General features: G+C 44.2%; 26 protein-coding genes. 11 read left to right on the top strand and 15 right to left on the bottom strand.

Annotated features, from left to right (window positions below; translation table 11 throughout):
* Positions 1–15: 15 nt before the first annotated feature.
* Positions 16–645 (top strand): L-threonylcarbamoyladenylate synthase, encoded by a 630-nt coding sequence (locus H528_RS0103460; RefSeq protein ID WP_022852955.1) that lies wholly within the window; start codon positions 16–18, stop codon positions 643–645.
* Here the strand turns inward: H528_RS0103460 and H528_RS0103455 are convergent.
* The 3 genes from H528_RS0103455 to H528_RS0103445 are packed head-to-tail and all read right to left on the bottom strand — an operon-like array spanning position 611 to position 4,621.
* Positions 611–1,933, bottom strand: a complete 1,323-nt coding sequence (locus H528_RS0103455) for a TolC family protein (RefSeq protein WP_022852954.1) — start codon at positions 1,931–1,933, stop codon at positions 611–613. The genes H528_RS0103460 and H528_RS0103455 overlap by 35 nt on opposite strands.
* Before the next feature lies 1 nt (position 1,934).
* A complete protein-coding gene (locus H528_RS0103450) occupies positions 1,935–3,479 on the bottom strand; it encodes a DHA2 family efflux MFS transporter permease subunit (RefSeq protein WP_022852953.1) in 1,545 nt (514 codons plus the stop codon).
* On the bottom strand, positions 3,476–4,621 hold the full coding sequence (locus H528_RS0103445; RefSeq protein ID WP_022852952.1) for an HlyD family secretion protein: 1,146 nt from the start codon (positions 4,619–4,621) through the stop codon (positions 3,476–3,478). The genes H528_RS0103450 and H528_RS0103445 overlap by 4 nt, the downstream gene beginning before the upstream one ends.
* A gap of 36 nt (positions 4,622–4,657) precedes the next feature.
* On the opposite strand from H528_RS0103445, the gene ahbA reads away from it, so the two are divergent.
* Both ahbA and H528_RS0103435 read left to right on the top strand, forming a co-directional pair.
* Positions 4,658–5,680: a siroheme decarboxylase subunit alpha gene (ahbA, locus tag H528_RS12520; RefSeq protein ID WP_022852951.1), complete on the top strand. Its 1,023-nt coding sequence runs from the start codon at positions 4,658–4,660 to the stop codon at positions 5,678–5,680.
* Positions 5,681–5,818: 138 nt separating this feature from the next.
* Positions 5,819–6,586: a PEP-CTERM sorting domain-containing protein gene (locus H528_RS0103435; RefSeq protein ID WP_022852950.1), complete on the top strand. Its 768-nt coding sequence runs from the start codon at positions 5,819–5,821 to the stop codon at positions 6,584–6,586.
* Positions 6,587–6,610: 24 nt separating this feature from the next.
* Here the strand turns inward: H528_RS0103435 and H528_RS0103430 are convergent, their stop codons facing one another.
* On the bottom strand, positions 6,611–7,141 hold the full coding sequence (locus tag H528_RS0103430) for a CDP-alcohol phosphatidyltransferase family protein (RefSeq protein ID WP_022852949.1): 531 nt from the start codon (positions 7,139–7,141) through the stop codon (positions 6,611–6,613).
* 79 nt (positions 7,142–7,220) lie between these two features.
* Here H528_RS0103430 and trpE point away from each other — a divergent pair, with 79 nt between their 5' ends.
* The 3 genes from trpE to H528_RS0103415 are packed head-to-tail and all read left to right on the top strand — an operon-like array spanning position 7,221 to position 10,231.
* Positions 7,221–8,705 (top strand): anthranilate synthase component I, encoded by a 1,485-nt coding sequence (trpE, locus tag H528_RS0103425; RefSeq protein ID WP_022852948.1) that lies wholly within the window; start codon positions 7,221–7,223, stop codon positions 8,703–8,705.
* Positions 8,706–9,374, top strand: coding sequence for an anthranilate synthase component II (locus H528_RS0103420; protein ID WP_022852947.1), 669 nt, complete (start codon positions 8,706–8,708; stop codon positions 9,372–9,374).
* Between the two features lie 26 nt (positions 9,375–9,400).
* Positions 9,401–10,231, top strand: a complete 831-nt coding sequence (locus H528_RS0103415) for a Wzz/FepE/Etk N-terminal domain-containing protein (protein ID WP_022852946.1) — start codon at positions 9,401–9,403, stop codon at positions 10,229–10,231.
* 46 nt (positions 10,232–10,277) lie between these two features.
* Here the strand turns inward: H528_RS0103415 and H528_RS0103410 are convergent, their stop codons facing one another.
* From H528_RS0103410 to pstC, 9 genes are all read right to left on the bottom strand, one after another.
* Positions 10,278–10,925: a 4Fe-4S binding protein gene (locus tag H528_RS0103410; RefSeq protein ID WP_169352766.1), complete on the bottom strand. Its 648-nt coding sequence runs from the start codon at positions 10,923–10,925 to the stop codon at positions 10,278–10,280.
* A 13-nt stretch (positions 10,926–10,938) separates the two neighbouring features.
* Positions 10,939–11,193: a metal-sensitive transcriptional regulator gene (locus H528_RS0103405; RefSeq protein WP_022852944.1), complete on the bottom strand. Its 255-nt coding sequence runs from the start codon at positions 11,191–11,193 to the stop codon at positions 10,939–10,941.
* A gap of 283 nt (positions 11,194–11,476) precedes the next feature.
* Positions 11,477–12,178, bottom strand: a complete 702-nt coding sequence (locus H528_RS0103400) for a MotA/TolQ/ExbB proton channel family protein (protein ID WP_022852943.1) — start codon at positions 12,176–12,178, stop codon at positions 11,477–11,479.
* Positions 12,178–13,026, bottom strand: a complete 849-nt coding sequence (locus H528_RS12515; RefSeq protein WP_022852942.1) for a 1,4-dihydroxy-6-naphtoate synthase — start codon at positions 13,024–13,026, stop codon at positions 12,178–12,180. The genes H528_RS0103400 and H528_RS12515 overlap by 1 nt, the downstream gene beginning before the upstream one ends.
* Positions 13,005–13,622: a futalosine hydrolase gene (mqnB, locus tag H528_RS12510; protein ID WP_022852941.1), complete on the bottom strand. Its 618-nt coding sequence runs from the start codon at positions 13,620–13,622 to the stop codon at positions 13,005–13,007. Before mqnB ends, H528_RS12515 begins: the two co-directional genes overlap by 22 nt.
* Entirely contained in the window at positions 13,623–14,987 is a 1,365-nt protein-coding gene (phoU, locus tag H528_RS13955) for a phosphate signaling complex protein PhoU (protein WP_051132475.1), read from the bottom strand.
* A 47-nt stretch (positions 14,988–15,034) separates the two neighbouring features.
* A complete protein-coding gene (gene pstB, locus H528_RS0103375; protein ID WP_022852940.1) occupies positions 15,035–15,799 on the bottom strand; it encodes a phosphate ABC transporter ATP-binding protein PstB in 765 nt (254 codons plus the stop codon).
* Between the two features lie 10 nt (positions 15,800–15,809).
* Positions 15,810–16,667 carry a phosphate ABC transporter permease PstA gene (gene pstA, locus H528_RS12495; protein WP_022852939.1) on the bottom strand — a complete coding sequence of 286 codons (858 nt, stop codon included), beginning with the start codon at positions 16,665–16,667 and terminating at the stop codon, positions 15,810–15,812.
* A 3-nt stretch (positions 16,668–16,670) separates the two neighbouring features.
* Positions 16,671–17,558 (bottom strand): phosphate ABC transporter permease subunit PstC, encoded by an 888-nt coding sequence (pstC, locus tag H528_RS0103365; protein WP_022852938.1) that lies wholly within the window; start codon positions 17,556–17,558, stop codon positions 16,671–16,673.
* Positions 17,559–17,623: 65 nt separating this feature from the next.
* Between pstC and H528_RS0103360 the strand changes: the two genes are divergently transcribed.
* The 3 genes from H528_RS0103360 to H528_RS0103350 are packed head-to-tail and all read left to right on the top strand — an operon-like array spanning position 17,624 to position 20,621.
* Positions 17,624–18,736: a DUF362 domain-containing protein gene (locus H528_RS0103360; protein ID WP_022852937.1), complete on the top strand. Its 1,113-nt coding sequence runs from the start codon at positions 17,624–17,626 to the stop codon at positions 18,734–18,736.
* Entirely contained in the window at positions 18,733–19,212 is a 480-nt protein-coding gene (locus H528_RS12490; protein WP_022852936.1) for a Mut7-C RNAse domain-containing protein, read from the top strand. The genes H528_RS0103360 and H528_RS12490 overlap by 4 nt, the downstream gene beginning before the upstream one ends.
* Positions 19,213–19,217: 5 nt before the next feature.
* Positions 19,218–20,621, top strand: coding sequence for a flagellar assembly protein A (locus H528_RS0103350; RefSeq protein ID WP_157608090.1), 1,404 nt, complete (start codon positions 19,218–19,220; stop codon positions 20,619–20,621).
* 210 nt (positions 20,622–20,831) lie between these two features.
* Here H528_RS0103350 and H528_RS0103345 read toward each other — a convergent pair whose 3' ends face one another.
* A complete protein-coding gene (locus H528_RS0103345) occupies positions 20,832–22,199 on the bottom strand; it encodes an FAD-dependent oxidoreductase (RefSeq protein ID WP_022852934.1) in 1,368 nt (455 codons plus the stop codon).
* Between the two features lie 78 nt (positions 22,200–22,277).
* The gene (locus H528_RS0103340; protein WP_157608088.1) at positions 22,278–23,318 is read right to left on the bottom strand and encodes a fibronectin type III domain-containing protein; all 1,041 of its coding nucleotides are present in this window, start codon (positions 23,316–23,318) and stop codon (positions 22,278–22,280) included.
* Between the two features lie 316 nt (positions 23,319–23,634).
* Between H528_RS0103340 and lysA the strand changes: the two genes are divergently transcribed.
* Both lysA and dapF read left to right on the top strand, forming a co-directional pair.
* A complete protein-coding gene (gene lysA, locus H528_RS0103330) occupies positions 23,635–24,903 on the top strand; it encodes a diaminopimelate decarboxylase (RefSeq protein WP_022852931.1) in 1,269 nt (422 codons plus the stop codon).
* A 33-nt stretch (positions 24,904–24,936) separates the two neighbouring features.
* A complete protein-coding gene (gene dapF / locus H528_RS0103325) occupies positions 24,937–25,788 on the top strand; it encodes a diaminopimelate epimerase (RefSeq protein ID WP_084677634.1) in 852 nt (283 codons plus the stop codon).
* The last annotated feature ends 4 nt before the right edge of the window (positions 25,789–25,792 follow it).

The following is a 25,792-nucleotide window of genomic DNA, read 5'->3' as shown; positions in this document are numbered from 1 at the left end:
ATTTAGAAAAACAAAATGCCGAAAATAATCGCTGTTAACCCCGAAAAACCTGACCTAGAAACCCTTAAAAAAGCCACTGACGTCCTAAGAGAAGGTGGAGTGTGTGCTATTCCCACAGAGACTATCTATGGCCTTGCCGCAGACTACACCAATGAAAACGCCATAAAACGCATTTTTACTTTAAAAGGCCGCCCTGAAAAAAAGCCCATTTTGCTTTTACTAGGTGAGCTTGAACAACTCAAACTGGTAGTCAGGGAAATTCCTCCTGTTGCGGAAAAATTAATGGCCAGGTTTTGGCCAGGACCCTTGACTATTGTTATGCAGGCAAGGGCTGAGGTGTCTCCCCTTCTTACCGCGGGAACAGGAAAAATAGGCGTAAGGCTTTCTTCTCATCCCGTGCCTACCGGGATTGCCAGGTTGCTTGGCCGCCCTGTTACCGGCACCAGTGCCAATATTAGCGGAAAACCGTCTTGCACTTCGGCAGAAGAAGTTGCCAGAATAATGCCCCAGGTTGACCTAATCCTTGATGCTGGCAAAGCTAAAGAGGCCATCCCTTCTACAGTGGTAGATGTAACCGAAGAGGAAATTCGCATTATTCGAGAAGGAAAAATTAAGGCGTCTCAGCTTTTAAAGGCCCTTGGTTAATTCCGGCAGCGTATAGCAAGCGGGCGTAAGCGGTTTTCAAATCAGCAAGGGCCTCGATACGTCTTACCCTGGCTGAAGTTAAAAAAGCTTCGGCATCAAGCACATCGGTAGTGGTAGCAAGGCCCTCTTTAAAACGGGCTTCGTTTAGGCGAAAGTTTTCCTCAGCGCTCCTGAGGGCTCTTTCTGCCACTTTGAGCTTTTTTTGCGCAGCTTGCACATCCAAATATGCCGCACGCACCTCTAAAGAAATGCGGTTCTTAAGGTCCCGCAAAGAAGCCTCTTCTTCGAGCACCTTGGCCCTGGCTGCCGAGACTTTACTTTTACGTGCTCCCCAATCCCAGATAAGCCAGTTTATTTCAAACCCTACAAAAATGTTTTCCCGGTCCCCATAAGGGTTGCGCGAAGCAAGGAGATCAATGCCCTTTTTTTGATAGATAGCTTTTAAATCAACCCAGGGATAATATGCGGACTTGGCAAGGCGCACGTTTTGACGGGCCTTTTCAGTGGCAAGGAGTACTGCTTTTATCTCAGGGCGTCTGCTAAGAGCCTTTTCAAGATAGGTTTCAAAGGCCTCAAGCTTTGGCTTCTCAGAAAGAATGTCTTCCACGTCAATGGCAGCATTTACCGGACGATTTAGTAAAACGTTCAGTTTTCCCTTAGCAAGATCAAGGATATTTTGCGCCACAATCAAAGCATGCTCAGCCTGGGCGTATGCCACCTCACTTTCAAGCACCTGGTGCTTGGCAATAAGCCCCTGAGCATAATAGGCCTTGGCTGTTTCCAAGTGAGACTCAAGGCGCTTAAGAGACTTGCGTGCCTCAATTACCCCGCGCTTGGCCTTTAAAACGTCATAGTAGGCCTTGTTAACTTCAAAGATAAGCCGGGATACTGCACGCTCGTATTCAAAGCTTGCAAGCTCAACATCGAGCTTGCGGAGCTTTTCTTTAATACGCAAGGAAAAACCGTGAAAAACAGGAAAGTTAAACAAAAAATCAAACTCGATGTTTTCGTGGGAAGAAAGTGGAAAATCTTGACCCATAATAACTACTTTTTGCTGGTCCCGAAGGTGGAGATAGCTATAACGCGCTGCTAGAGTGGGCCATCTTTCCTGTTTAGCAGCCTGAGCCATAGACTCAGCCGCCTTGATGCGAGCCTTAAGCATCTCAAGATTAGGATTTTCGGAAAGGGCTTCTTTAAGACAGGCCTCAAGGGTTAACTTTTCTTGAGCCATGGCTAGGCCATGGCTTAATCCCCAACACAGGAGCAAAATAATTAAAAACTTTCTCACTTTAAGCCCTCCGCTTAAATCTTTGTTGATACATCAAGGCTGCAAGAAATATCCCACCTAACAGGGCATAAAGGGTGGTGTGGCGGAAGGTATCCTGAAAGGCAAGCGAGTAGGCCATAACCTCCTGCCATTTATAAAAAAGGGCCTTGGCTTTGGCCTCTGCTAAAGCATCAGGGAAAAAGGTTGAGAGTTTATGAGTTACCTTTTTGAGAAAAAGCGCCACGTAATTTATGTTTTGCAGGCTATCTGCTTCCTGAAAGTGAAATGTTGCTCGTTTTTCCAGGGTATTCGTGGCAATGGCCGTGCCAAACGAACCACCTATGAACCTTTGGTAATGCATAAGGGCCACCCCAAGTCCTGCTCTATTCCCTAAGCGCCGCAAGGCAAGGGCTGATAAAGGAGCAAAAAAAGTTCCCATGGCTATACCAAAAGGAATCGTAATAATGGCTGCATGTTTTGCTGGAAGCCAATAGTTTAGCTTTGGCAAAAGAAAATAACTACAAATACATAACAAAACAAAACTTACGAAAAGTATTTTTACAGGTGATATCTTATCGCTTAAGATACCTGAAATAATAGAAAAAATGCCAATAAAACCAGCAAAAGCCAGCATGTGAATACCTGTGTCAAGAGTTGTTAGGCCTTTTAAGTTCTCATAATAAAGAGGCAACAGATAAAAAATCTGATACATCACAAAGCCAAGTACAAAAAAATGAAAACCCATAGTCAGACCAAACTCAGGAATTTTATAAATACTAAAATCAATAAGCGGGTTTTTGCTCTTCATCTCAGACATGATATAAAGGCAAAAAGAAATAGCAGAGACAAAACCAAGCACCCCGATAAATGTTGATTGAAACCAGCCATATTGTTGGCCTTTAGAAAGCATTATTAAAAGAGAAACCGTTGCAATGCTTACCAGGACATAACTTCGAAAATTAAAGATGAGTTTTCCGGTACGAGGCAAAAGCTCTTTTAGAAAGAATATGGCAGCCAAGAAATTCAAAATACCGATAGGCACGTTGATATAAAAGATGTAGCGCCAGGAAAAGTGTTCTGTTAAAAAGCCGCCTGCGGTAGGCCCTAAGGCCGGGGCAAAGCTCACTCCCAGGGAAAATATACCCATGGCAAGGCCTTGGCGTTCAGGAGGGTAAGCAGCAAAAAGAATAGTTTGCGCTGCTCCCATGATAAAGGCCTCTCCCAGGCCTTGAAGCGACCGAAAAACTATCATCTCTGCCAGCGAGCTTGCTGAAGCACAAGCTGCACTTGAAATAGTAAAGAGAGCAATCCCCAGGGAAAAAACTTTAGAAAAACCGTAGGCCTGGGCCAAGGGAGTTATAAGAAGAAGGCCCACCGCCGCTGCCATCATATACGCGGTAATGACCCACTGGACGCCGTAAAGATCCGTGGACAAAGGGGCCATCATCTTGGGCACTACTACGTCCACAATGGTAGTATCTAAAATGGCAATAAAAGCCCCCACCATCACGATACAGGTAATGAGCACGCGCTCAAGTGTTGTTAAATCCTTATAAGATGGATTCATTTTCTCTTAATTTCTACCGAACCACCAAGGCCTACTCTCAAAAGCTCGATAGGGCCCTTGGTGATGCGGATTTTCACAGGCACACGCTGGGCCACCTTGGTAAATTCCCCTGCTGATACATCCCGTGGCACTAAAGCAAACTTGGCAGCTGTTGCTGGAAGAATTTCCGTGACTTCGCCCTCAAAGTCTTTATCAGGATAGGCATCTATCTTGATTTTTGCCGGGCAACCAACTTCTACCCCGTGAAGCTTGGTCTCCTCAAGAAGCACCAGGATATAAATCTTGGCAGGATCAACAATGGCGTATACCGGCTCCCCAGGACCCACCACATCTCCTGGGACATGAAATCTCTTGGCCACAACACCTGCAATTGGAGCACGAAGGGAAGTGTAATCAAGGTTAAGTTTGGCAGAAGCAACAGCCGCAGAGATAGCGTCTACCTTGGCTAGGAGGGCTTTTAGTTCTTTTTCTTTTTCAGCGATGACTTTCTTTTGGTTGTCAAGCAAAGCGAGGTTTTCCTGCGCTGCGCGAATTCCATGCTCAAGGGCCTTTAAATTGTGAGAAATGGCTTCTTTTTGTTTCAAGAGTTCTTTTAGTTTGGTTTCGATTTCTTCAAGCTGGCGCTCAGGAGCCAAATTGCGGGCAACAAGGCTTTGATAGCGCTTTTGGTCTTTTTCAAGCTGGGATATCTGCGCCAAAAGAGCGGCCCGCTTAGATTTTAAAGCTTCTTTTTCTGCCAAAAGCTGGGCTATTTTTTGCTTAGTTTGCTTTTTGCGAAGCTCTATGTCTTTTGAGACGCGGGCAATGTCAATGGATAAGGCTTCTTTTTTCTGAAAAAGGGCCTTGCGCTCAGCTTCTAACCTTTCAAGTGCCTTGCGATAAGGAGCATCGTCAAGCTTTGCAAGGGTTTCTCCTTTTTTAACCTTTTCACCTTCGTCTTTGGTAACTTTGATGATCTTGCCTGCCACCTGTGAAAAACTCACGTAAGAAAGTTCGTCTGTCTCTACAAAAACCGCATTGGTAACCGCATAACGCATTCGGTGGTGGATAAAAAGGAAAAGCCAAACCACCAACCCAACTAAGAGGACAATCAAGACGAGAAGGCCGATTTGTTGTCTTTTTGATTTGTTTGATCTGGACATGGCTTCATTATAAGTCCCTCTTAAAGTTTGTAAATTGTGAAAAATGGGACAAGTGCTTTACTTTTTGCCATCCCCTGGCAGTATTATGGCATGGACGCTTTGGATAAAAACTTGCTTACAGAAATACAAAAGCGTTTTCCCCTTGAGTCCACTCCTTACGCTTCTTTGGGAAAACGCCTTGGCCTTTCAGAGGAAGAAGTCCTCGCAAGGCTAAAAAATTTAAAAGAAAAAGGCATTTTGCGACAAATAGGCGCCATTTTTAATCCCCAGGCCTTGGGCTTCAAGACAAGCCTTGTGGCAGCAGCTGCCCCGAAGTACAACTTCAAAAAAGCCGCTGAAATTATCAACGCCTATCCTGGAGTTAGCCATAACTACCTGCGCGATCATTTCTTTAACCTGTGGTTTACCATTGCCGTCCCTCCTGGAGAAGACCTTAAAAGCGTTGTAGCGTCATTAATGGCAAGGGCTCAAGTTGAGCGCTATCTTCTTTTGCCTATTCTCAAAATCTTCCATATCGCGGTGGTTTACGACTTTGCTGAAGAAAACAACTCAGACGAAGTAACTTTTTCTTTACCTGAAGAAAAATTTTTCACCCCTGATGAGAAAACTATTTCCTTGGTGCGCCTTACCCAGGAAGACCTCCCCAGGGTTTCAAGACCTTTTAAAGAACTGGGGAAAAAAGTAGGACTTAGCGAAGAGGAAGTCATCTCCTGGCTCAAGAAAGGCCTTGAAACCGGCATGATAAGGCGTTTTGCCGGGCTTGTACGGCACAATCGCGCAGGCCTTCGTGGCAACGTCATGGTAGCCTGGCAGATCCCCCAGGAAAAATTAGACCAGGTGGGAAAATTTTTGGCTAAAGAGAAAAAAATTACCCACTGCTATGAAAGAAAAAGTTACCCTGACTGGCCTTATAATCTTTACACCATGATACACGCTAGAGAACTCGATGAAGCTATGTCTTACGTAAAGTCATTGGCTTCCCAAATAGACGCCCAAAAATACCTTCCCCTTATCACCTTAAAAGAACTCAAAAAAATTCGCCTCAAACTTTTTTGGTAGAAAAATTTTTCCACCGTTAATAGAAAAGGTTTTCCACTACCCGGGTATTATCTTCCCTGAAACCTAATATTTTTCTTGAATCAACAATTGGCACATAGATTGCTTATTAAAATAAAACAGTTATCACAGGAGGGAAAAATGAAAAAACTTTTTTTAACGCTAACCTTGGCAATTTTCTTTTGGGCCGCCAAGGGACAGGCTTTGACTATCAATGTTGACGGGAATCTTGCCGACTGGGGCTTAAACACCACAAACTTTGCAGAAAATGGTAACAATTGGGATCCTGGCATCCCTGAGGTCTTTGTCTGGCAAGAAGACGAAGTAGGCGCAAATGGCTATGTGGGCCCAGGTTATGGTGGGCAGGACTATGACGTAGAAGCCATGCTTGCCACTATTAGCAACGGATATCTATATCTTGCTATCTCAACCGGATTTCCTCAGAGTGGAACTTCTTCGTATGATGCCGGTGACATAAGCCTTGACCTAGGAAATGACGGCACCTGGGACTACGCTTTTATTATTTCAAACTATGTTGGCGGCCAGGAAAACCGCGGCCTTACGTTAGGCGGACTTTATAAAGTCACTTCCTGGCAGGATGTTGCTTACACTGCCCATGCCGTCTCCAATCCTTTCCGCATGGAAAACGGAACATACCTTGGGGCAGGAGAACTTGCGTACGAGGATGATCCAGAGCATAGTTTCTCTCGCTACTTTATCGAAGCAGCTATCCCTCTTAGTTTGTTAAATCTTAGCAACTACCATCAAATTAAGATCCACTGGACCATGGAATGCGGAAATGACTACGGCGAAGTGATGGCCCATACCCCTGAATCAGCATCTTACATGCTTTTAGGGGCGGGGTTATTTGCAGCTGGCATGCTCATAAGAAGAAAGCGCACTGACTAGTGTCGGGAGGGGCAAGGGGCAGGGCTAGCCCCCTGCCCTTTTATTTTTATGAAAGAAACGCACGCCTATCCACAAATAATGAACTCCAGAAAGAATCGTAAGAATCCCAGTAAAGTAAAAAAATATTTCCTGGAAGGAGAAGCCTGCCAGCGTGATAACGATTGTTGATACCTGGGCAACAGTTGTCCCTTTACTCAAGTAAGTAGGCCTTACTTCGAGTTTTTTGGTATAAAGGGTAAGAATTAAAAATCCTGTCAGGATAAAAACATCCCGGCCAACGACGATCCCGGCAAGCCAGGCAGGCAAAATTTTGAGATGCGCCCCTGCAAGGTAGATCGAATCAATCAGAGTTTTATCGGCAATGGGATCAAGAATGGCGCCGACCAGGGTTTTCTGATTTAAACGCCTGGCCAAAAAGCCATCAAGGGCATCACTTAACCCTGCTATGACAAAAAAAAGTAACGCTCTCTGGTAGTCGTGAGCCCAAAGACTTGCTAAAATAACCGGCACCAAAAATAAGCGCAAAAGGGTTATAAAATTTGGTATGGTTAACATGGCTGACCTTATAATTCTTCCTGGCTTCTCTGTCCACGTTAAACTTGACATGACACCTGCTTAAGGCTAAAAGCGACTCATGATTTTAGGGCAAACTATACCAGACAAAAAGACCTTTCTTGAGTTAGCCAAAGAAGCCAATCTTATCCCTGTTTACCAGGAAGTCCTGGTTGATATGGAAACCCCTATCTCACTTTTTTACAAAGTCCATGTGGGCCATTATGGATTTTTGCTCGAAAGTATCGAAGGTGGCGAAAAATGGGCCCGCTTTAGCTTTATAGGGGTAAATCCTTTTTTAATCTTTCGCTCCCGCGGACAAAATATCACCCTGATGGACCGCCATGGCGAAAGACGTTTTCAGGCACAAGACCCATTTGAAACCCTGCGCAAGTTAATTTCACAGTTCAAAGCAGCCACTATCCCGGGCCTCCCGCGTTTTTTTGGGGGAGCGGTGGGCTTTCTCTCTTATGACACCGTCCGTTTTATGGAAAGGCTCCCTGACACGCTTCCTGAAACCACGGGGTTTTCAGATATTCACCTTATGTTTCCTGAAATTCTTCTGGTTTATGACCGCTTAAAGCACACGCTTTTGGTGATTTATAACGCACGTATCAATGAAGGCGTTCACCCAGAGGCTGCTTACGAACGGGCACGCACTGAAATCGAAGCCATGGTGAGACGAGTGCGCGGGCCGCTAATTTATCCTCCAGCAAATCCAGTAGAAAAAGAAACCTCTTTAAAACCCGAAATCCCCCGAGAAAAATTCCACGAAATGGTGAGAAAGGCCAAGGAATATATTCAGGCTGGTGACGTTATCCAGGTAGTCCTTTCCCAGCGTTTTTCAGGTGAAAACCACATCAGGTGTTTTGACTTATATCGCGCCCTTCGCAAGATTAATCCTTCGCCTTATCTTTTTTACCTTCGCCTAGGGGATGAAACCCTTATCGGCTCATCTCCTGAGATATTGGTACGCCTTGAAGAAGGTATAATTGAAGTGCGCCCCATTGCAGGCACTAGACCCCGCGGGCGCACAGAAACCGAAGACCTGGCCCTGGCAGAAGACCTTTTGCACGATCAAAAAGAAAGGGCTGAACACTTAATGCTGGTTGACCTTGGCCGCAACGATGTCGGTCGTGTGGCCACCTACGGCAGCGTAGACGTGTACGAACTTATGGTTATTGAAAGGTACTCCCACGTAATGCATCTGGTCTCAGGGGTACGTGGCGAGCTTCTACCCGGGAAAGACATGTTTGACGTGCTTAAGGCCTCTTTCCCCGCGGGCACAGTTTCAGGAGCACCCAAAATACGGGCCATGGAAATAATCGAAGAGCTTGAACATGCCAAGCGTGGGCCATATGCCGGAGCGGTAGGATACTTTGGTTTTTCAGGGAATATGGATTTTTGTATTGCCATTAGAACGCTTTTCCAAAAAGGCACCCGTCTTTATCTCCAGGCAGGCGCTGGAATCGTGGCAGACTCTGATCCTGAGAAGGAATATCAGGAAACCATAAACAAAGCCCGTGGAATGATGAAAGCCATTGAATTAGCCCAGGGAGGGCTTTAAATGGGGATAAGACTTTTAGTGATAGACAATTACGATTCATTCACCTATAACCTAGTCCAGCTTCTGGGGGTAATGTGTGAAAAGCTGGCTAAAAAAAGCGAAGTCCTGGTATATCGCAACGACGCCATTTCCATTTCTGAAATAGAAAAGCTTTCCCCCACGCATCTTATTATTTCTCCTGGTCCTTGCACCCCTAAAGAAGCAGGGATCTCTGTCCCTGCTATCAAGCATTTTGCTGGAAAAATCCCTATTCTGGGGGTATGTCTTGGGCATCAAAGCATTGGCATGGCCTTTGGTGGCAATATTGTGCGCGCTAAACGCCTTATGCACGGCAAAACCTCCCAGATTGAACATGACGGCCAGGGTGTATTTCAAGGGCTTCCTTCACCCTTTGAGGCCATGCGCTACCATTCACTGGTGATCGAAGAAAAAACTTTGCCTGCTGAGCTAGTGGTTACGGCAAGGGACGAAGAAGGCGAAATAATGGGGGTACGGCACAAAGAATTTCCAGTAGAAGGGGTTCAGTTTCATCCAGAGTCCATTGGAACCTCTCTTTATGCCTGGAAACGCTTACACCGTCCGCCTAAAGACTGGGACTTTGAATCGGACGAATTGCCAGAAGGTGTGATCATCTTGCGCAATTTTCTGTTTCCGCTAAAATCCGCCTAAAATTTATTGGCACATCCTGGGGATTTATGGAAAAAGAACAAAAAGCACCGCCTCCCTACACGCCACCTTACTATGAAGAGGACGAGATAGACCTCTACGAGCTCTGGCTCACACTTAAGAAGAGAAAGGCTGTCATTTTTATAACAACCTTTATTTTTGTCATTTTTGCCTGCGTCTATCTTTTTGTGGCAAAAGATATTTACAAAATAAAGTTTGCATTACAGGCTCAAGAAGCATCAGTTTACGAGATAAGTCAGGGGATAGAAACAATTTCAACACTTATAAAAGAAGGACGCTATGATGAACTAAGAAAAGTCTTAAACATAAAAAATCCCAAGAATATTATTTCAATTTCAAGTCGAATTCCTAGAAACAATAAGGAAATAGTCGAAGTAACTTTAGAAAGCACTAACAACCAAGAACTTCTTCCACTTCAAAAACATATTGCAATCTATCTTGCCAAAATTCCGACTATTAAAAATAAAATTGAACTTAGGAGAGAAATCTTAACCAAAGAGATTAAAAATTTAGAAAGACAAATTAGAAACATCGAAGAATTGAAAAAAGAAATTTTGAAGAAAAGTAAATTGAGCGATAATGAAATAAAAGGAATAACCGAACTTGAGCTTTTATTGAAAGACTTGCAAAGTTCTTATCTCGAAAAATATAGCGAACTCCAAAATTTAAAGCCCTTCTTTCTAATTACAACTAACGTTGCCCCTACTAAGCCTTACAAGCCCAAGAAAAAACTCATTTTGGCAGTTTCTATAGTATCAGGCCTTTTTTTGGGAATGTTTCTTGCCTTCTTTTTAGAATGGCTTGAAAACGCTAAAAAAAGAAAGTCAGAAAATCCTTAAAATTTCGTCGCTTTGCGATAACACTTTGTCGGATAAAATTACTTCCCTACGAACTTCTCAGTTCAAGAATTCTCTTTGGGCAAGAATCTACGCATTCCAGGCATTGTAAGCAGTCTCGGTTCTTTATCTCGTTGTTATTAGCTTTGCTAGCAACCTTGAGGTTCAAGGGGCAAACGTTTTCGCAAAGTAAACAGCCCTTACATCTCTCCTCGTCAATCGCCAAAAATCTCTTGTGCCCTCCAACTAAGGCTGAAAAAGATCCTATAGGACAAAGATAACACCATGCCCTATAATGCCAGATAAAACCAAGCATTAAAGCTAATATGGTGGTAACAAAACAAATAAGCCAAAAGCTGAAACCCCAGTGCATGAGATTTTGCGGATCTTTCGAAATCTGTAAGGTAAGAATTCCTATCAAAAAAACAAACATAAATGCCCGCAAATATGGATGCCTTAAAAAAGCCGGTATGTCTTTTTTGGGACTTGCTTTGCTTAATATGCGATCAAGAAAGGCGCCCCGCGGGCAAAGGTTTCCGCAAACATAGCGCCCGCGTAAAAGGCCGCCAACCATCCCTACCAGCATGGCTATAGGCACCACAAAACCAAGCCAGTGGTACTTCCAGCCCAGGCTAAAAGCCACTACAAAAATAGGCAAGAGCAACCACTGACGCCGTGATCTTTTATTGTTTTTCATGGCCATAAAGCCCCTACAAATTTTGACAAATTATTTTTAGTATGGAGGCTAGATTTTTTTCGTCTTTTTGTGCCAGACAGTTTTTTAAAGAAATTTCTAAAAATTTGGCAAAAGCATTTTCAAGAGCCGCTTTAGTTGCCTTAAACTGGACCAGGGTCTTCTCACACGGAGCTTCATTTTCAATCATTTCCATAAGGGCTCTGAGCTGCCCCTGAGCTCTATTTAAACGATTGAGTAGTTCTTTTTTCTCTTTATCTTTATTTTTCATGCTTTAACAATATACCCCTATAGGTATTTGTCAAGTTGTTTGAACTAAATAAAAATTTGCTTTAATGACAAGGGGATGAATCTTCCTGAACCGAAGGTCTGAGCAGAATGTGAGTGGCAAGAGAAAGATCCGTTAATCGAACTGTGGTTTCTTATCAGATGAAAGTGATGGCAGTTTGGATTACCAAGATCAGAGTTTGCAAACATAGCCGCAGGAAAGTCCCATTTTTCGAAACGAAAAAATGGGAACGGTTGCTGGAAAGGGCCTTGAGAAAAAGCAGAAGTTAATCTTCAGAGGCTATTTCGTACATGAATTCTTTTTCAACGAGAAGGATGATGGTTTCCCCGAGTTCGTTTAGTTCGGTTTCTATGGCCTCAAGCCGCGCGGCAAAAAAGTTATAGGCCACGCTTGCAGGAATAGCGGCAAAAAGTCCCAGGGCAGTTGCGATTAGGGCCTCAGCAATGCCCGGGGCCACGGTAGCTAGGCTTGCTGAGCCTTTAAGACCAATTTGATGAAAAGCCGTCATAATGCCCCATACCGTACCAAAAAGCCCGATAAAAGGTGCGGCATTACCCGTTATAGCTAAAAAAGAAAGGCCTTCTTTCAATTGCAAGGCCTCGCGTTCTCTGGCCACATTTAGGTGGCGACCAAGGCGCTTAATAAACATCTCAAGCCACAAGGCAAAAAGCTCTTTTTCCTCAGGCAAGGTGTTTTCTTTTTTGAGACGGGCTACTTCCGCAAGGATATAGCGTGCCACCTGCCAGGCGGAAGACTTCCTGTGTTTGCGAAGCTTAGTGGCAAAGTCAGCACAAGTCTCGCTTCTTTCAACAGCAAGAATGAGATCCCGCAAGCCCGCCGTAGCTCTCCTAAATTGACGCCATTTAACAAAAATTACTGCCCAAGTGCCAATAGAAAGAAAAAGTAGAACCAAAAGGGTTAATTTGGCCACAGGGCTTGCATGGAGAAGGATCTGCCAGAGATTCACTAGCGCGCCTCCTCAGGTAAAAACAAAAAGTCGACAGGAATGTGCTCAAGCAGACCATTTTGACGACACTTTTCAAGGAAAAAAGAAACTGCTTGTCGGCCTTCTTCAGAAAGCCAAAAGGTAAATTCGTTTACAAAAGTATTTATGTGCTGGTTTATGATCTTTTCGTCCATCTCCTGGGCCAACCTGCAAATATAAGGCCATACTTTTTCTTTGTTTTTTTGGGCAAACCAAAGGCTTTTATTTATATCTTCGAGAACCAATTCTTTTATCTGGCTGTCAAGATCTTTTTTAATAAAAATCCCCCCAAGAGGTATGGGAAGGCCTGTTTCTTCTTCCCACCAGGCTCCCAGGTCGGCAATTTTCACAAGACCGTACTTGTCGAATACAAAGCGGGTTTCATGGATTAAGACCCCGACATCAACCTCTCCATTTAAAACGGCAGGCATTATCTGGTCATAACGCATGGGAATTATTTCTTGGGCTTGAGGAGCAAAAAATTTAAAGAGAAAATACGCCGTGGTATTGAATCCTGGAACAGCCACTTTTGCCAAACGAAAATCAAGCTTTTTTTCTTTAGCTACCACCACAGGACCACAACCAAAACCCAAAGCCCCCCCAACTGGGAGCAATTGATATTTTTGGATAACAGCAGGAAATACGCCAAAAGACAATTTCGACACCAAAAGTTCAGCAGAAAGGGCCTGTTGGTTAAGTTTTTCTACATCTTCTACAACAAGCTTATAGGAAAAATTGGCCTTGATCTGTCTTGTGGCCAAAGCCCCAAAGATAAAAGTATCGTTGGGGCAGGGGGAAAACCCAAGACTTATAACTTCTTTTTCAGACATACTAAGGCTTCTCCAAGTTTCTCCAGCGCTAATGCTACTTTCCAGCCTGCTTTGGGGTTCTCAATCAAGTTACTAACAGCTCTTATCTCTAGCAAGGGCTGGGAAAGTTTTTGCGCCACCAGTGCTACGGAGAAGCCTTCCATATTTTCGATAAGGGCATTTTGATGCCTTATAGCGAGAATCTCCCCGCGTTCGGTATCATACGTAGCGCAGCATACCGTAACAAAAGCCCCACATTCAGGAGAAAAGCCTTCTTCTTCAAGAAGAGCAAGGGCCTTCTCTAAAATGGGATGCCTAAGAGATACTTCCCTCTTGGCGGGAAGGTTGGCCGAAAAGGATCTAAAACCTGATGGATGACAAGTGCCAAGGTCTCCAAAAAACTCTACGCTTGCTAAAGCAATATCTCCGATCTTCAAATCTGAGCCAGGATAGGCCCCTCCAATACCCGCAAGAATAACTGGGCCTTCGATCTGGGTATTAAGTTTATCATACGCGGCAATAGCAGCCTCAACAGGCCCCATCCCGATTATTACTGGCTCAAGGCCAAATTTTTTAAGGACTTTTGCTTCTATCTCGGTTGGGACCAATAAAAGCATCTAAACTTTAGCAAGCATTGCCCGCATAAGATCTCCGGCATTTTCTGCATGGCCAGAAATCTGACAGATAAATTCGGTAATCCTTAAGAGATGAAAAACAGACAAAGCGTCAGCTTCCATATTAAAAATTTCTCGTTTAAGAGTAGTGGCAATCTCATCGCTTTCATGCTCACGTGCACGAATTTTCCGAATAACATCTTTGGCCTTTTCCCGGGCAATATTATCCGCTGAGCTTAAATAGGCTTTAGAAAATTCAAGCAAAGGAATGAGTAACTCCGCAGTCTCTAAATTGTGTTTGGTTAAAAGCATAATTTGAAAAGACAGATCTTCAGGAACTGTAGCCTCTCTAAAAGTAAGCCATTTGAGAATATCTTCAGCAGCATCAGCAACAGCATCTTGCTCTTTAAGGTACAGGAATAGTTCAAACTTATCCACCGGAAGGATGATGCCATGAGGCAAGTGTCCTCTAATATTTTTCTTAACGGTATCAGCTTCTCGTTCTACTTGAACAAGATCGGCATATATTTTGTGACAACTATCAAAATCTTTAGCAAAAAAGGATTCTAGAGCCTTTGGAATCATAGAAGCGCATTTAATAACTAGCCTTGCATGCTCTTCGAGATAACCAAACAAGTCTTTCCTTTCTTTGGGCGGTTTTTTTATACTGTCTATCGTTTCTTCTGGTTCAACTTCTGTAATATACGATTCACAAATTTCTTGATGTCTAACAATGCGTCCCTCAACTAGAAAGACCACTTCTTCCGCAATATTGGTAGCTAAATCAGCTACTCTTTCTAAATTGTTTACAATTATAATATAATCTATTCCAACACTTATGGTATTGGTATTTGCCTTCATACAATCTATAATTTTGTCAATCAAAACTTTCTGATACGCGTCAACTTTTTCGTCTTTGAGACAAATAGCACAGGCCTTTTCAGGATCCTGTGTAACAAAGGCTTCCAAAGCTCCATCTAGCATTCCCAAGGCCTCCCGGGCCATGTCACTCAAATCAACCGGACAGGTGAATATCCCTGCTTGAGTAATATTTTCAACACGTTCAGCAATGTTTACTGCCTGATCTCCCAAACGCTCTAAATCTCGAATCATACTCATAGCCGAAGTAATAAAACGCAAATCACGTGCTAAAGGGTGGTGTAAAGCGAGAATTTTTAAACAGAAAACCAGGATTTCATTCTCAATAGCGTCGATTTTGTTATCTTGCTTAACAACCAGTTTAGCCAACTCTGGGTCGCGATTTTCAAAGGCTTTGACAGCAGTTCGTACGGACTCAGATACCAAGCGGCACATTTCAAGCAGGTATCTCTTAAGATCCTGTAAGTCTTTTTGTAAGTGGATATTCATGAATTCCTCCAAAAAAATTCAGCTTCAAGAATAGATATTATTAAATCCTAACTAAATTTTCCAGTTAAATATTCTTCCGTACGCGGATCTTTGGGATTAGTAAACATTTCGGCAGTAGGACCAAACTCTACAAGCTCGCCAAGATAGAAAAAGGCTGAATAGTCTGACACACGCCCTGCCTGAGGCATATTATGGGTCACAATGATAATTGTTACGGTATTTTTTAGCTCCACAATAAGGTTTTCTATCTGAAGGGTAGCTTTAGGATCAAGGGCAGAGGTAGGCTCATCCATCAAAAGAACTTCAGGATTTACCGCAAGGGCCCTGGCAATACAAAGCCGTTGTTGCTGGCCACCAGAAAGATAAGTCCCCCGACGGTGCAAAATATCTTTTACCTCCTCCCAAAGTGCTGCCCTACGCAAGGCTTCTTCAACTATACGGTCTGCTTCATCCCTTTTTAGCCTGATACCAAGCAGCTTATAACCCGCAAGCACGTTGTCATAGATGGTCATGGTAGGGAAAGGATTAGGTTTTTGGAAAACCATGCCAACTTTGCGACGCACCAAAATAGGATCCATTTCAAGGATATCCTCATCGCGCAAAAATATTTTCCCCGTATAGCGTGCCCCTGGGGTTAACTCATGGAGCCTGTTAAGACATCTGATAAAAGTGGTTTTACCGCAACCAGAAGGGCCCATAAGAGCCGTGACTTTTTTTTCTGGGATGGAAACGGTCACGTGCTTTATTGCCATAAAATCGCCGTAATAAGCACAGAGGTCTTCTGTTCGGAAAATAGGCCTTTCAATGGACATTCTTCCTCCTCTATTTCTCTCCCGCGATGCGTCTGGCAAGGAGTCTTGATACGATATTTAAGCTTAACACCATAAAGATAAGCACAATAGAGGCACCCCAGGCCTGTTGCCACCAATCCTCATAAGGGCTCATGGAGTAATTAAAAATAAGAAGTGGCAAGGCGTTCATAGGCTCAAGGGGATCATAAGTCATGAAGGGATTGCCAAAGGCGGTAAAAAGAAGTGGGGCCGTTTCCCCTGCTATTCTTGCAACGGCAATCAAAACACCTGTGGCCACTCCCACCATGCCGGTAGGGAGGACTACTTTCAGTACCGTTCGCCAGTAGGGGACCCCTAAAGCCAAAGAGGCTTCACGCAAAATATCAGGAACTAGCCTTAAAACTTCTTCGGTGGTGCGCACCACTACCGGAATCATCATGATGGCCAAGGCCACCGAACCTGCGAGAGCAGAAAACTTGCCCATGGGCTTAACAACCCAGGCATAAGCAATAATGCCAATGACAATGGACGGGACCCCTTGGAAAATATCAGCACTCATGCGCACCGCATGGGCGAGCTTGGACTCTTTGCCGTATTCAGAAAGATAAATGCCTGCGAGAATTGAAAGAGGCACTCCCAAAAGTGAAGCAATGCCCACAATGATTATCGTGCCCACAATGGCATTTTTTATACCGCCGCCAGGTTCTCCCGGAGGGGCAGGAAGATTCAAGAAAAAATCTATACTAAGGCTTGAAATACCTTTTTGTATCAATTGGAAAAGAATAATAAAAAGGGGAAGGGCAGGAAGAATAGCAAGGACTGAAATTACCGCCAAGATTATTTGATTTTTGGTCTTACGCCATTTTTCTCGTGTGGGATAGTTATTCATCTTTTATACCCTGGTTTTGATGATAAAGATTCGGGCTATCAGGTTTACTATGACCGTGATTAGAAAAAGCAAAAAGCCGATCTCAACTAATACTGCCAAATGTATCCCCTGAGCTTCATTAAATTCGTTTGCAATAACACTGGCCATGGTATTCCCTAGGTCCCAAATGCTCGAGGGGACAACATTGCGATTACCAACTACCATAGTGACAGCCATGGTTTCCCCAAGGGCACGCCCCAGGGCAAGCACGATTCCTGCTACAATTCCTGACTTAGCGTAAGGGAGGATCACACCTTTTATGGTTTCCCAGCGAGTAGCCCCAAGGCCATAGGCTGCTTCTTTAAGATCTCGCGGACACAGTTTGATAACATCTCGGGCTACAGAAAGGGCGTATGGCAGAATCATAATAGCAAGCACCAAAGAGGCCGTAAAAATACCCATGCCATAGGGGGGAGCACCTATCTTGATCTCGAACGACCGCACAATGGGCACCAAAAAGAAAAGCGCCCAAAGACCGTAGATAACCGAGGGGATACCTGCCAAAAGCTCCATGATAAAAGACACCGGATCTGCTATGCTTTTCGGAGCAAGCTCTCCCAAGAAAATCGCCCCGGCAATGGCAAAGGGAGTGGCTATAGCAAGTGCCAAAAGAGAGGTAAGGAGTGTTCCCACAATGAAAGGCAGGGCGCCGTATTTTTGGGCAATGGGATCCCACTCGGTGCTCCATAAAAAACTTAAGCCGAACTCTTTGATAGCGGGCCAGGATTGGATCAGCAAAGTAATCAATGAAGCAAAAATTAAAAGAATAACCACAATCCCGGCACCTGTTGCCAGATAACGAAACAATTCATCAAACTTGGCCTGTGAAGTAAGTTTTTTATCTTCGCTCATGGCCACATATTATAAGGGATGGCAAGGATTTATTGTTACAAATTTTTGACAAATGGAGGTTATTTATGTCAAGCCCGGTATATTTTACCGACTTCCGCGTGGAAAAAAGAAAAAGCCTGCTGGATAAACTCCCAAAGCTCCTGGAGCCTTTTGATCTCCCAAAAAAGTTTCGCAAAGGCGCCCTTGTTGCCATAAAATTACATTTCGGGGAAAAAGGGAACATTGCTTTTTTACGCCCCCAGTGGGCGCAAAAAGTCGTTGAAACCTTACAAAAAAACGCGGTTAAACCCTTTCTTACCGACACCAATACCCTTTATAAAGGAAGCCGCTCTGATGCGGTAGTTCATCTTGAAACTGCCATCCGTCACGGGTTTGATTTCGCAGCGATAGGGGCCCCCATCGTCATTGCCGATGGCCTGCGGGGAAATTCATACGAAAAGCTCTCCTTAGACCTTCCTGTTTTGAAGGAATTTTATATTGCCAAGGAAATTTATCATGCCGATGGCCTCATCGCCTTAACCCATTTTAAAGGACACGAACTATCCGGTTTTGGCGGGGCTATTAAAAACCTTGGCATGGGATGCGCGGCAAGGAAAGGTAAACTCCAGCAGCACTCAACAATTGCTCCCAAAATAAACAAAAAACAGTGCATTGGTTGTGGCACCTGTCTTGAATTCTGCCCGGTGGAAGCGCCGGAATGGGTGGAAGGTGCTAAGAAAAAACGCATGCGCATTAACCCGGAAAAATGTATTGGCTGCGGTGAGTGTATTGCCGTGTGTCCTCAAGGGGCGATCAAAGTCCAGTGGAATGAACAAGGCGTATCCTTTATGAAGAAGATGGCGGAATACGCTTACGCTGCCCTTTACAACAAAAAAGAAAAAAGCATTTTCATCACTTTCGTTACAGACGTCTCACCGGCCTGTGACTGTTACCATTTTAACGATTATCCCATTGTCAGAAATATAGGGATACTGGCCTCAGAAGACCCGGTTGCCATTGACCAGGCAGCGGTGGATCTTGTAAATGCAGAACCCTCTCTTCCAGGGGCCAAAATAGCAGCAGATCCTGGGGAAGACAAATTTAGAGCTCTTTATCCCAAGGTTGATTGGGAAATTCAGCTTGTGCATGCTGAAAAAATAGGCCTTGGGAGCCGAGATTATAAAATCATCAGGGTATGAAAAAGCTTGCCGGAGACAAAACCGTGGGTCGTTTAATCAAGTGGCTCCGTATTTTTGGGCTTCCCTGCGAAATGAAAGAAATTAAAACGGCCTCTGAGATACCAGAAGATACTATTTTTTTAACCAGGGCACGAAGACTTGCCTCATCAAATACAATCATACTCATAAGCGATAAAATAGAAGACCAGCTAAAAGAACTCTTTGAACGACTACCAGTACTAGAACAAAAAGTTAAGCCTTTTACCCTTTGCATCCGCTGTAACACTTTGCTTGAAAATATTCCCAAAGAAGAAACTCTTGGGCTTGTGCCAGACTATATCTACGAAACCCATCACAGTTTTAAACGCTGCCCTGTATGCGGGCGCATCTATTGGCCTGGCACCCACCAGCAACGTATGAATCAAAAATTATTTGATTTTTTGCAGAAAACTCGTAATAAAGACTTCTCTTTTTTTACTAATTGGCCGAAAAAATAATAGATATGGCATTACAAAATGATTTTCCAAAAGAAGGTTTACCCGTGTTGGGAGATGACTTCCGGCTTTTTTTAAGCCCGGATAATCTTCTTGTGTATCTTGAACCAACTTTAGAAAAACGAGACATCACTCCTTCTGAATATGAGACCCTCATAGCAATTTTAAAGGAAAAAGGGGTTGTTTACGGTATTTTAAAAGAACCAGTCTGGGAAGGTGAAAAATTAATCCTTGCCAAAGGTAGGCTACCTGAGGATGGAAAAGATGCTCGCCTTAAATGGCTGGTTAATATCGAACAAATCAAAAAGCCCTTTGACGAAGACGCTGAACAAATAGACTTTCGCGAAAAGAAAAATTTCTTGTGCGTGCATTATGGCCAGGAAATTGCCGAGAAAATCCCCGCCACCGAGGGACTTCCAGGAGTAAACGTATTTGGCCAAGAACTCCCCGCCCGCTCTGGCAAAGATATCACCATCAAAACTAATGAACACGTTGGTTTTGACGAAAAAACCAATACTTTTTATGCCAAACAAAGTGGTGTTTTAAAAGTTCTTCCAGGGCGCATTGAGATCCATCCTGAGCTCACTATCCAAGGGGATGTTGATTGGGATGTTGGAAATATACGCTTTTATGGCGAAAAATTAACCATTACCGGTGATGTAAAACGAGGCTTTTCCGTTTTAGTAGAAGGAAATCTAGAAATATTAGGCAATGTAGAAGACGAAACTAAAGTACAAGTCTATGGAGACCTTTTGATAGAAGGACTCGTCATAGGAGAAAAGACTAAAATTTTCTGCACAGGGCAGGCCCGTCTAGGCGCTGTTGAATACGCCAACTTAGAAATACAAAAAGATCTGGTTATCACCGATTATCTCCTGGGAACACACACGATAGTAGGTGGAGATCTCATAGTTACCGAAGGAATCGGAGCCATTATTGGTGGCGAAACTTATGTCAAAGGAAAAATTATCGCACGTATCCTAGGAAGCAGGGCTCACGTAGAAACAAACATAAAAGCCGGCTACGATATATTGCTCTTTAAAGAAATGGAACGCGTTACCGAAGATTTACTGAATCTTGAAAAAGAAAAAATTCCCTTACTAGAAGGACTAAAAAAGGGCCTGGCCTTATTAAAGACAAAAAAATTGTCCCGTGAACAAATCAAAAAATTAGAGGCCTTGAAGAAAAGCTTGGAAACACTTTTAGAAAAAGAAGTCCCTTTAAAGAAAAAACAAGAAGAATTACGCTCAAAAATTAAAGACCTTGCCAAAAAAGCCGAGATTTCAGGCACAGAACAGGTGTTTGCTGGAGTCAAACTCTCCCTAGGAACCAAAAAATTAAGTATTAACGAAAACCAAAAAGGCGCAAAATTTTTACTAAAAGAGGGAAAAATCGTTGCTATTGACAAGTAAGAAACCTTTTGCAAAACACCTTTTCTTAAGGCCCTTTCCAGCAACCGTTCCTATTTTTCGTTCCGAAAAATAGGAACGGATCCCTTGCTGGTAGTGTGTCTAAAGTCCTTGAAGAGGTTAACATACCCCAAGAAGGTCAATGGTAAATTGTCTTTAAGAGCCTGGTATTGAGACCAGGCTCTGAGCCGCAGGATAAAGGTCAGCGAAGATTCAATATTCTTCACCTGGAATATTTTTGAGTTTTTCTACCGCGGCAAGTTCTGCAGCAACCGCAAGGGGATATCCCGCTGGCGAAGGTGTAAGCAAGGGATGAGTCCCCATCTGAAAAGCTGATATTTCCACCGCGGTCATACGATGAAGCAGACAAGCACTTAGCAAATTAACAAGCTCTGCTGCGCTTTCTCCACCTACTATCTGCCCACCCAGAAGCACTCCGGTATAGCCGTCAAAGACAAGCTTCACGTGCATATCTTTGGCTCCAGGGAGTACCGAAGGATGCCTGTTGGGTGCAGAGGCATCTCCCACCAAGACATCAAAGCCTTCGGCTTCTGCCACGCGCTCAATTAAACCAGCCGCGGCAAACACCTTTTCGCCTATTTTGGTAGAAAAGACACCGATTGTTCCGGGATTGATTCGTCTTCTGGCGTAAAGATTGGCCCCTGCAATGCGGGCCTCCATAGCCGCTACCGAGGCTAGGCGCACAGGCACAGGCCTTCCACTAAAGAAAGAAAACTTTTCCGTGCAGTCTCCACAGGCATATATGTAAGGATCAGAGGTGCGCATAGTACGGTCAACATCTAAAGAACCATCCGGCTTAATCGCAAGCCCGGCCTCTTTAGCCAGCTTAGCCTCTGGGATAGTTCCTGTTGAGATAAGGACCACATCCGCTGGCAAGACCTTTCCATCGGCCAAATGAACCTCCCGGACTTTGCCATCTACCCCCTTGAATTCCGCAACTTTTGATGCGGTATAAAGGTTGATTCCCATCTGCTGAAGCTCTCGCTCGGCTTCAAAGCAGAATTCTTCGTCGAAATAGCTATAAAGACAATAGGGAAGCATCTCTACCACGGAGACCTCGAGCTTATGATGGATACGAATTTGCTCGGCAAATTCAACACCGATAAAACCGCCACCTACTACCACCACGTGTTTGGCATCCTGAAGAGCCTTGAGAATTTTGAGGAGATAGGAAAAGTCTTTATTTATCACGAAGACGTTTTCAAGCTCACGCCCTGGAATAGGGGGAACAAAGGGCTCCGAGCCAGTAGCCCAGATAAGACGCTTATAACTAAGCTCTTTTCCTGAACGCAAGGAAAGCCTTCTTTCTTTGCAATCAATGTTTACCGCCTCGTCTATTACCAATTCGATTCCTCTGCTTTGAAGTACCCCATCGGGATTTATGTTCCGGGTAGGGTCTTTTAAAAGACCAAACATGTAAGGAATCCCACAGGGAACTAAAGATTTTTCAAGCTTGCGCACCAAAAGAATCTTTTTGTCAGGATAGTGGCGTCTGGCCGTAGTGGCAGCGGTAATGCCGGCAGGTCCGCCTCCTAAGACGATGATATCCCAGTCTTTCATAGTAACCTCCGTTTGCTTATGAAAAATGGAGTGGAAATTTTAACAAACATCCAGCATCCGCAAAGTCTCAAAAAAAATTCATTTTAGCTGGTATTTCACCGTGTCAACGTTTGAGGGGGCACTTTCATTTCGGCGTGGTGATGAGTCCACCGCGGTGACCCAATAATGGTAAATTCCAGGGCTTGGTGGTTTGTCAAAAAACTTGGGCGTAGAAACGGGGTGAGGCGTAAGAAGCACAGGTTCTTCCCCTTCTTTTTGCCGGTACACTTTATAGCCCAAAAGGTCAGGAGCCCCACTTAAGCGCCAGCGAAGAAGAACCCCATCTTTAAAAGGAAGGGCAACAAGCCCTTCTGGAGGGGGAGGAGGGGTTAGGTCAACAGGCGTGACACAAACTTCACCACTTTTGGGCCCTTCAATCAAACTTTCATAATAATTGAGCACCGCAGCCACCTGATAGCAGTAAGTAATCCCATTAATCACGTTGGTATCCTTGAAAGTGGTTGTAGACACCAACCGGGGTATGGCCCTTGCCAAGGCTTCATCTTTTTGGCGCTTATAAATGCGATACTCAAAAGAAAATCCTTCTGCCAAAGCGCCATTGATAAGGCTTGTTACTGGCTTCCAGGAAAGGGTTATACAGGAATCACCACCTTTGGCGCCAAGCCCATTTACCTTGGCAGGGGGAAAGTACCAGGCAAAAACAGAAGAACGGGCGGGATCACTTACCGAGCGCCAGCCACGAACAGCCCGAATAACATAAAAATAACGATATCCAGGCTTAAGATCACGGTCGTTAAAATGATAGCGGGTAAGTTTCTGAAACATTTCTCGCGTAATACTTATCCAGTATCTCCGGGTTGAGGTATCTTCAGGGTTGGTAATGCTTTTTTCGTAGCGAATTATTTCAAAACCTTCGATGCCATCTAAAGGGTCACCGTCTATTTTTTTGTGGGGGATATCAAAAGAAAGTTCCGCTCCCCAAAAGGTAAGTTTTACGCTGACATTGCCAGGAACTTCCGGACGCACCGCGTAAGGTGGCTTGGGAGGCGTTTTTTTGCCACACGCGCCAAGAAGCAAAATCAGCAGCAGAGGTATCAATATTCTTAAACCTTTAGTCATCTTGCTAAATAAACACTCAGAAAAAAAGCTCACCACTAGCCTAACCAAGATAAGCTTAGCTCAAAAGGGCTAGGTAGAAAATTTTGCTATTTTTAAGCCTTTTGCAAAAAGCCTTTTTAAGGTCGGTTTTGGGATCCGTTCCTATTTTTCGGGATAAAAAAGCGAAAGGATCGAAAATTGAAATAAAATATGCTAATTTTTCGCCCTTAAAAAGGAAGGCCCAAATACCGCCAGCCGGGTTGATGGGCGTATTCAAGGCGGAATAAAAATAGCCCGGCCCCGAAGCCATAAAGCCTTCGGGACAGAAAGGAAAAACATGCACCATTTCCAGTATCGCGATGGCGAACTTTATGCCGAAGATGTCCCTGTGCGAGAAATAGCTAAAAAGGTAGGCACTCCTTTTTATCTTTATTCCGCTGCTACCCTTAGGCGCCATTTTCGTGTTTTTGACAAAGCCTTTGATGGCATCCCACACCTTGTTTGCTACTCAGTCAAAGCCAACTCCAACCTTGCGGTCTTAAGCCTTTTCGCCAAAGAAGGCTCTGGGGCAGATATAGTTTCAGGAGGAGAGCTCTACCGCGCCTTAAAAGCCGGGATTCCCCCCAAAAAAATAGTCTTTTCCGGGGTGGGCAAAACCCCCAAGGAAATGCGTGAGGCTCTTCAAGCAGGCATTCTCATGTTCAACGTAGAAAGCCTTGGGGAGCTTAAAACCCTGGCAAAAGTGGCTAAACGCCTGGAAAAAATTGCCCCTGTTGCCATAAGAATAAACCCAGATGTTGACCCGAAAACTCATCCTTACATTTCCACAGGCTTAAAAAAGAACAAGTTCGGCCTTGATGCGGCAAATGCCCTTAAGGCTTATGAGTTTGCCAAAGAAAATCCTTATCTTGAAATTGTAGGCATTGATTGCCACATAGGCTCACAACTCACCCAAATAAGTCCATTTGTAGAAGCTTTAAGAAAAATAAAAGAATTTATCCTAGAACTGGAAGCCATTGATATCAAAATAAAATACATAGACCTTGGCGGTGGTCTAGGAATTGTTTACGGAAACGAAGCCCCTCCCCCACCTGCCGAATACGCCAAAGCCCTACAAGAGGAACTGGGAGACCTTGATGTTACCCTTATCCTGGAACCAGGACGGGTATTGGTGGGCAATGCCGGTATTTTGGTGACCAAAGCCCTCTACTACAAAGAAACTCCCACTAAAAACTTTGTCATCGTAGATGCCGGCATGAATGACCTTTTGCGCCCGGCATTTTACGATGCCTACCATGAAATCATCCCTGTCAAAGAAAAAGACGCGCCTAAAATTGTCGCCGACGTGGTTGGACCTATTTGTGAAACAGGAGACTTCTTTGCTAGAGATAGAGAACTTCCCTTGGTGCGTCCTGGAGAGCTTCTTGCCATCATGAGTGCCGGGGCTTACGGTTTTGTTATGGCCTCTAACTATAATTCAAGGCCAAGGCCGGCAGAGGTCATGGTAAACGGCAGCGACTTTTTCGTGGTAAGACGACGGGAAAATTACGCAAGGCTTGTCGCGGGAGAAAAAATTCCACCTTTTCTTTCCGAGCAAAATGGTTGAATAATAAAAAATTGATTGGTATTAAAAAAGTTTATGGACGGAGACATGGCCGCTTGCGAAGGCCTTCCTTTCACCAAAATGGTCGCCTCGGGTAATGATTTCATTCTTATCAACAATTTTGATAAAAAGGTCCCATCTGAACTTGGCCCTGAACTTGCCAAACGCTTGTGCCGCCGAGCCTTCTCCGTAGGGGCAGACGGCCTTATCCTGATAGAACCTCCAAAAACTAAAGAAGCTTGCTTTTCATGGCGTTTTTTTAATGCCGATGGTAGCGAAGCGGAAATGTGCGGCAATGGTGGCCGTTGTGCCGCAAGATTTGCCGTAGAAGAAGGCCTTTGCCCTGAAAAACTCGCCTTTGAAACCCTGGCAGGCTTAATCCAAGCAGAAGTAAACGGAAAAGAAGTAAAAATCAAACTTACCCCTCCCAAAGATTTGAAGCTTGATTTCCCCGTTTCTGTCAACGATAAAACGCTTTTAGTTTCTTTTGTTAATACGGGTGTTCCACATGTAGTGCTTATCCTTCCTGAAGAAGAGCTAAAAGACTTTCCTGTAAACGAGGTCGGAAAAAAAATCAGATTTCACCAGGCATTTGCCCCAGCTGGCACCAACGTTAATTTCGTAGCCCAAACAGGCCCTCAAAACCTACTGGTTCGTACTTATGAAAGAGGAGTAGAAGCTGAGACCTTTGCCTGTGGGACGGGAGCATGTGCCTCTGCCATCATAGCTATATCCAAAGGCCTGATTTCGTCTCCGGTAGAGGTAACAACAACCGGAGGAGAAATACTTCAAATTTTCTGGAATCCTGCAGAACCTGATGAAATTTTCTTAAAAGGTGAAGCCCGTTTCGTTTATCGGGCGCATCTTTCCAAAGAAGCCCTGGAATAAAATA

It is taken from the genome of Thermodesulfatator atlanticus DSM 21156, from assembly GCF_000421585.1.
Classification (GTDB): domain Bacteria; phylum Desulfobacterota; class Thermodesulfobacteria; order Thermodesulfobacteriales; family Thermodesulfatatoraceae; genus Thermodesulfatator; species Thermodesulfatator atlanticus.
The sequence above is the reverse complement of the archived record's forward strand: the minus strand, read 5'-3'. Positions and strand labels throughout refer to the sequence as shown.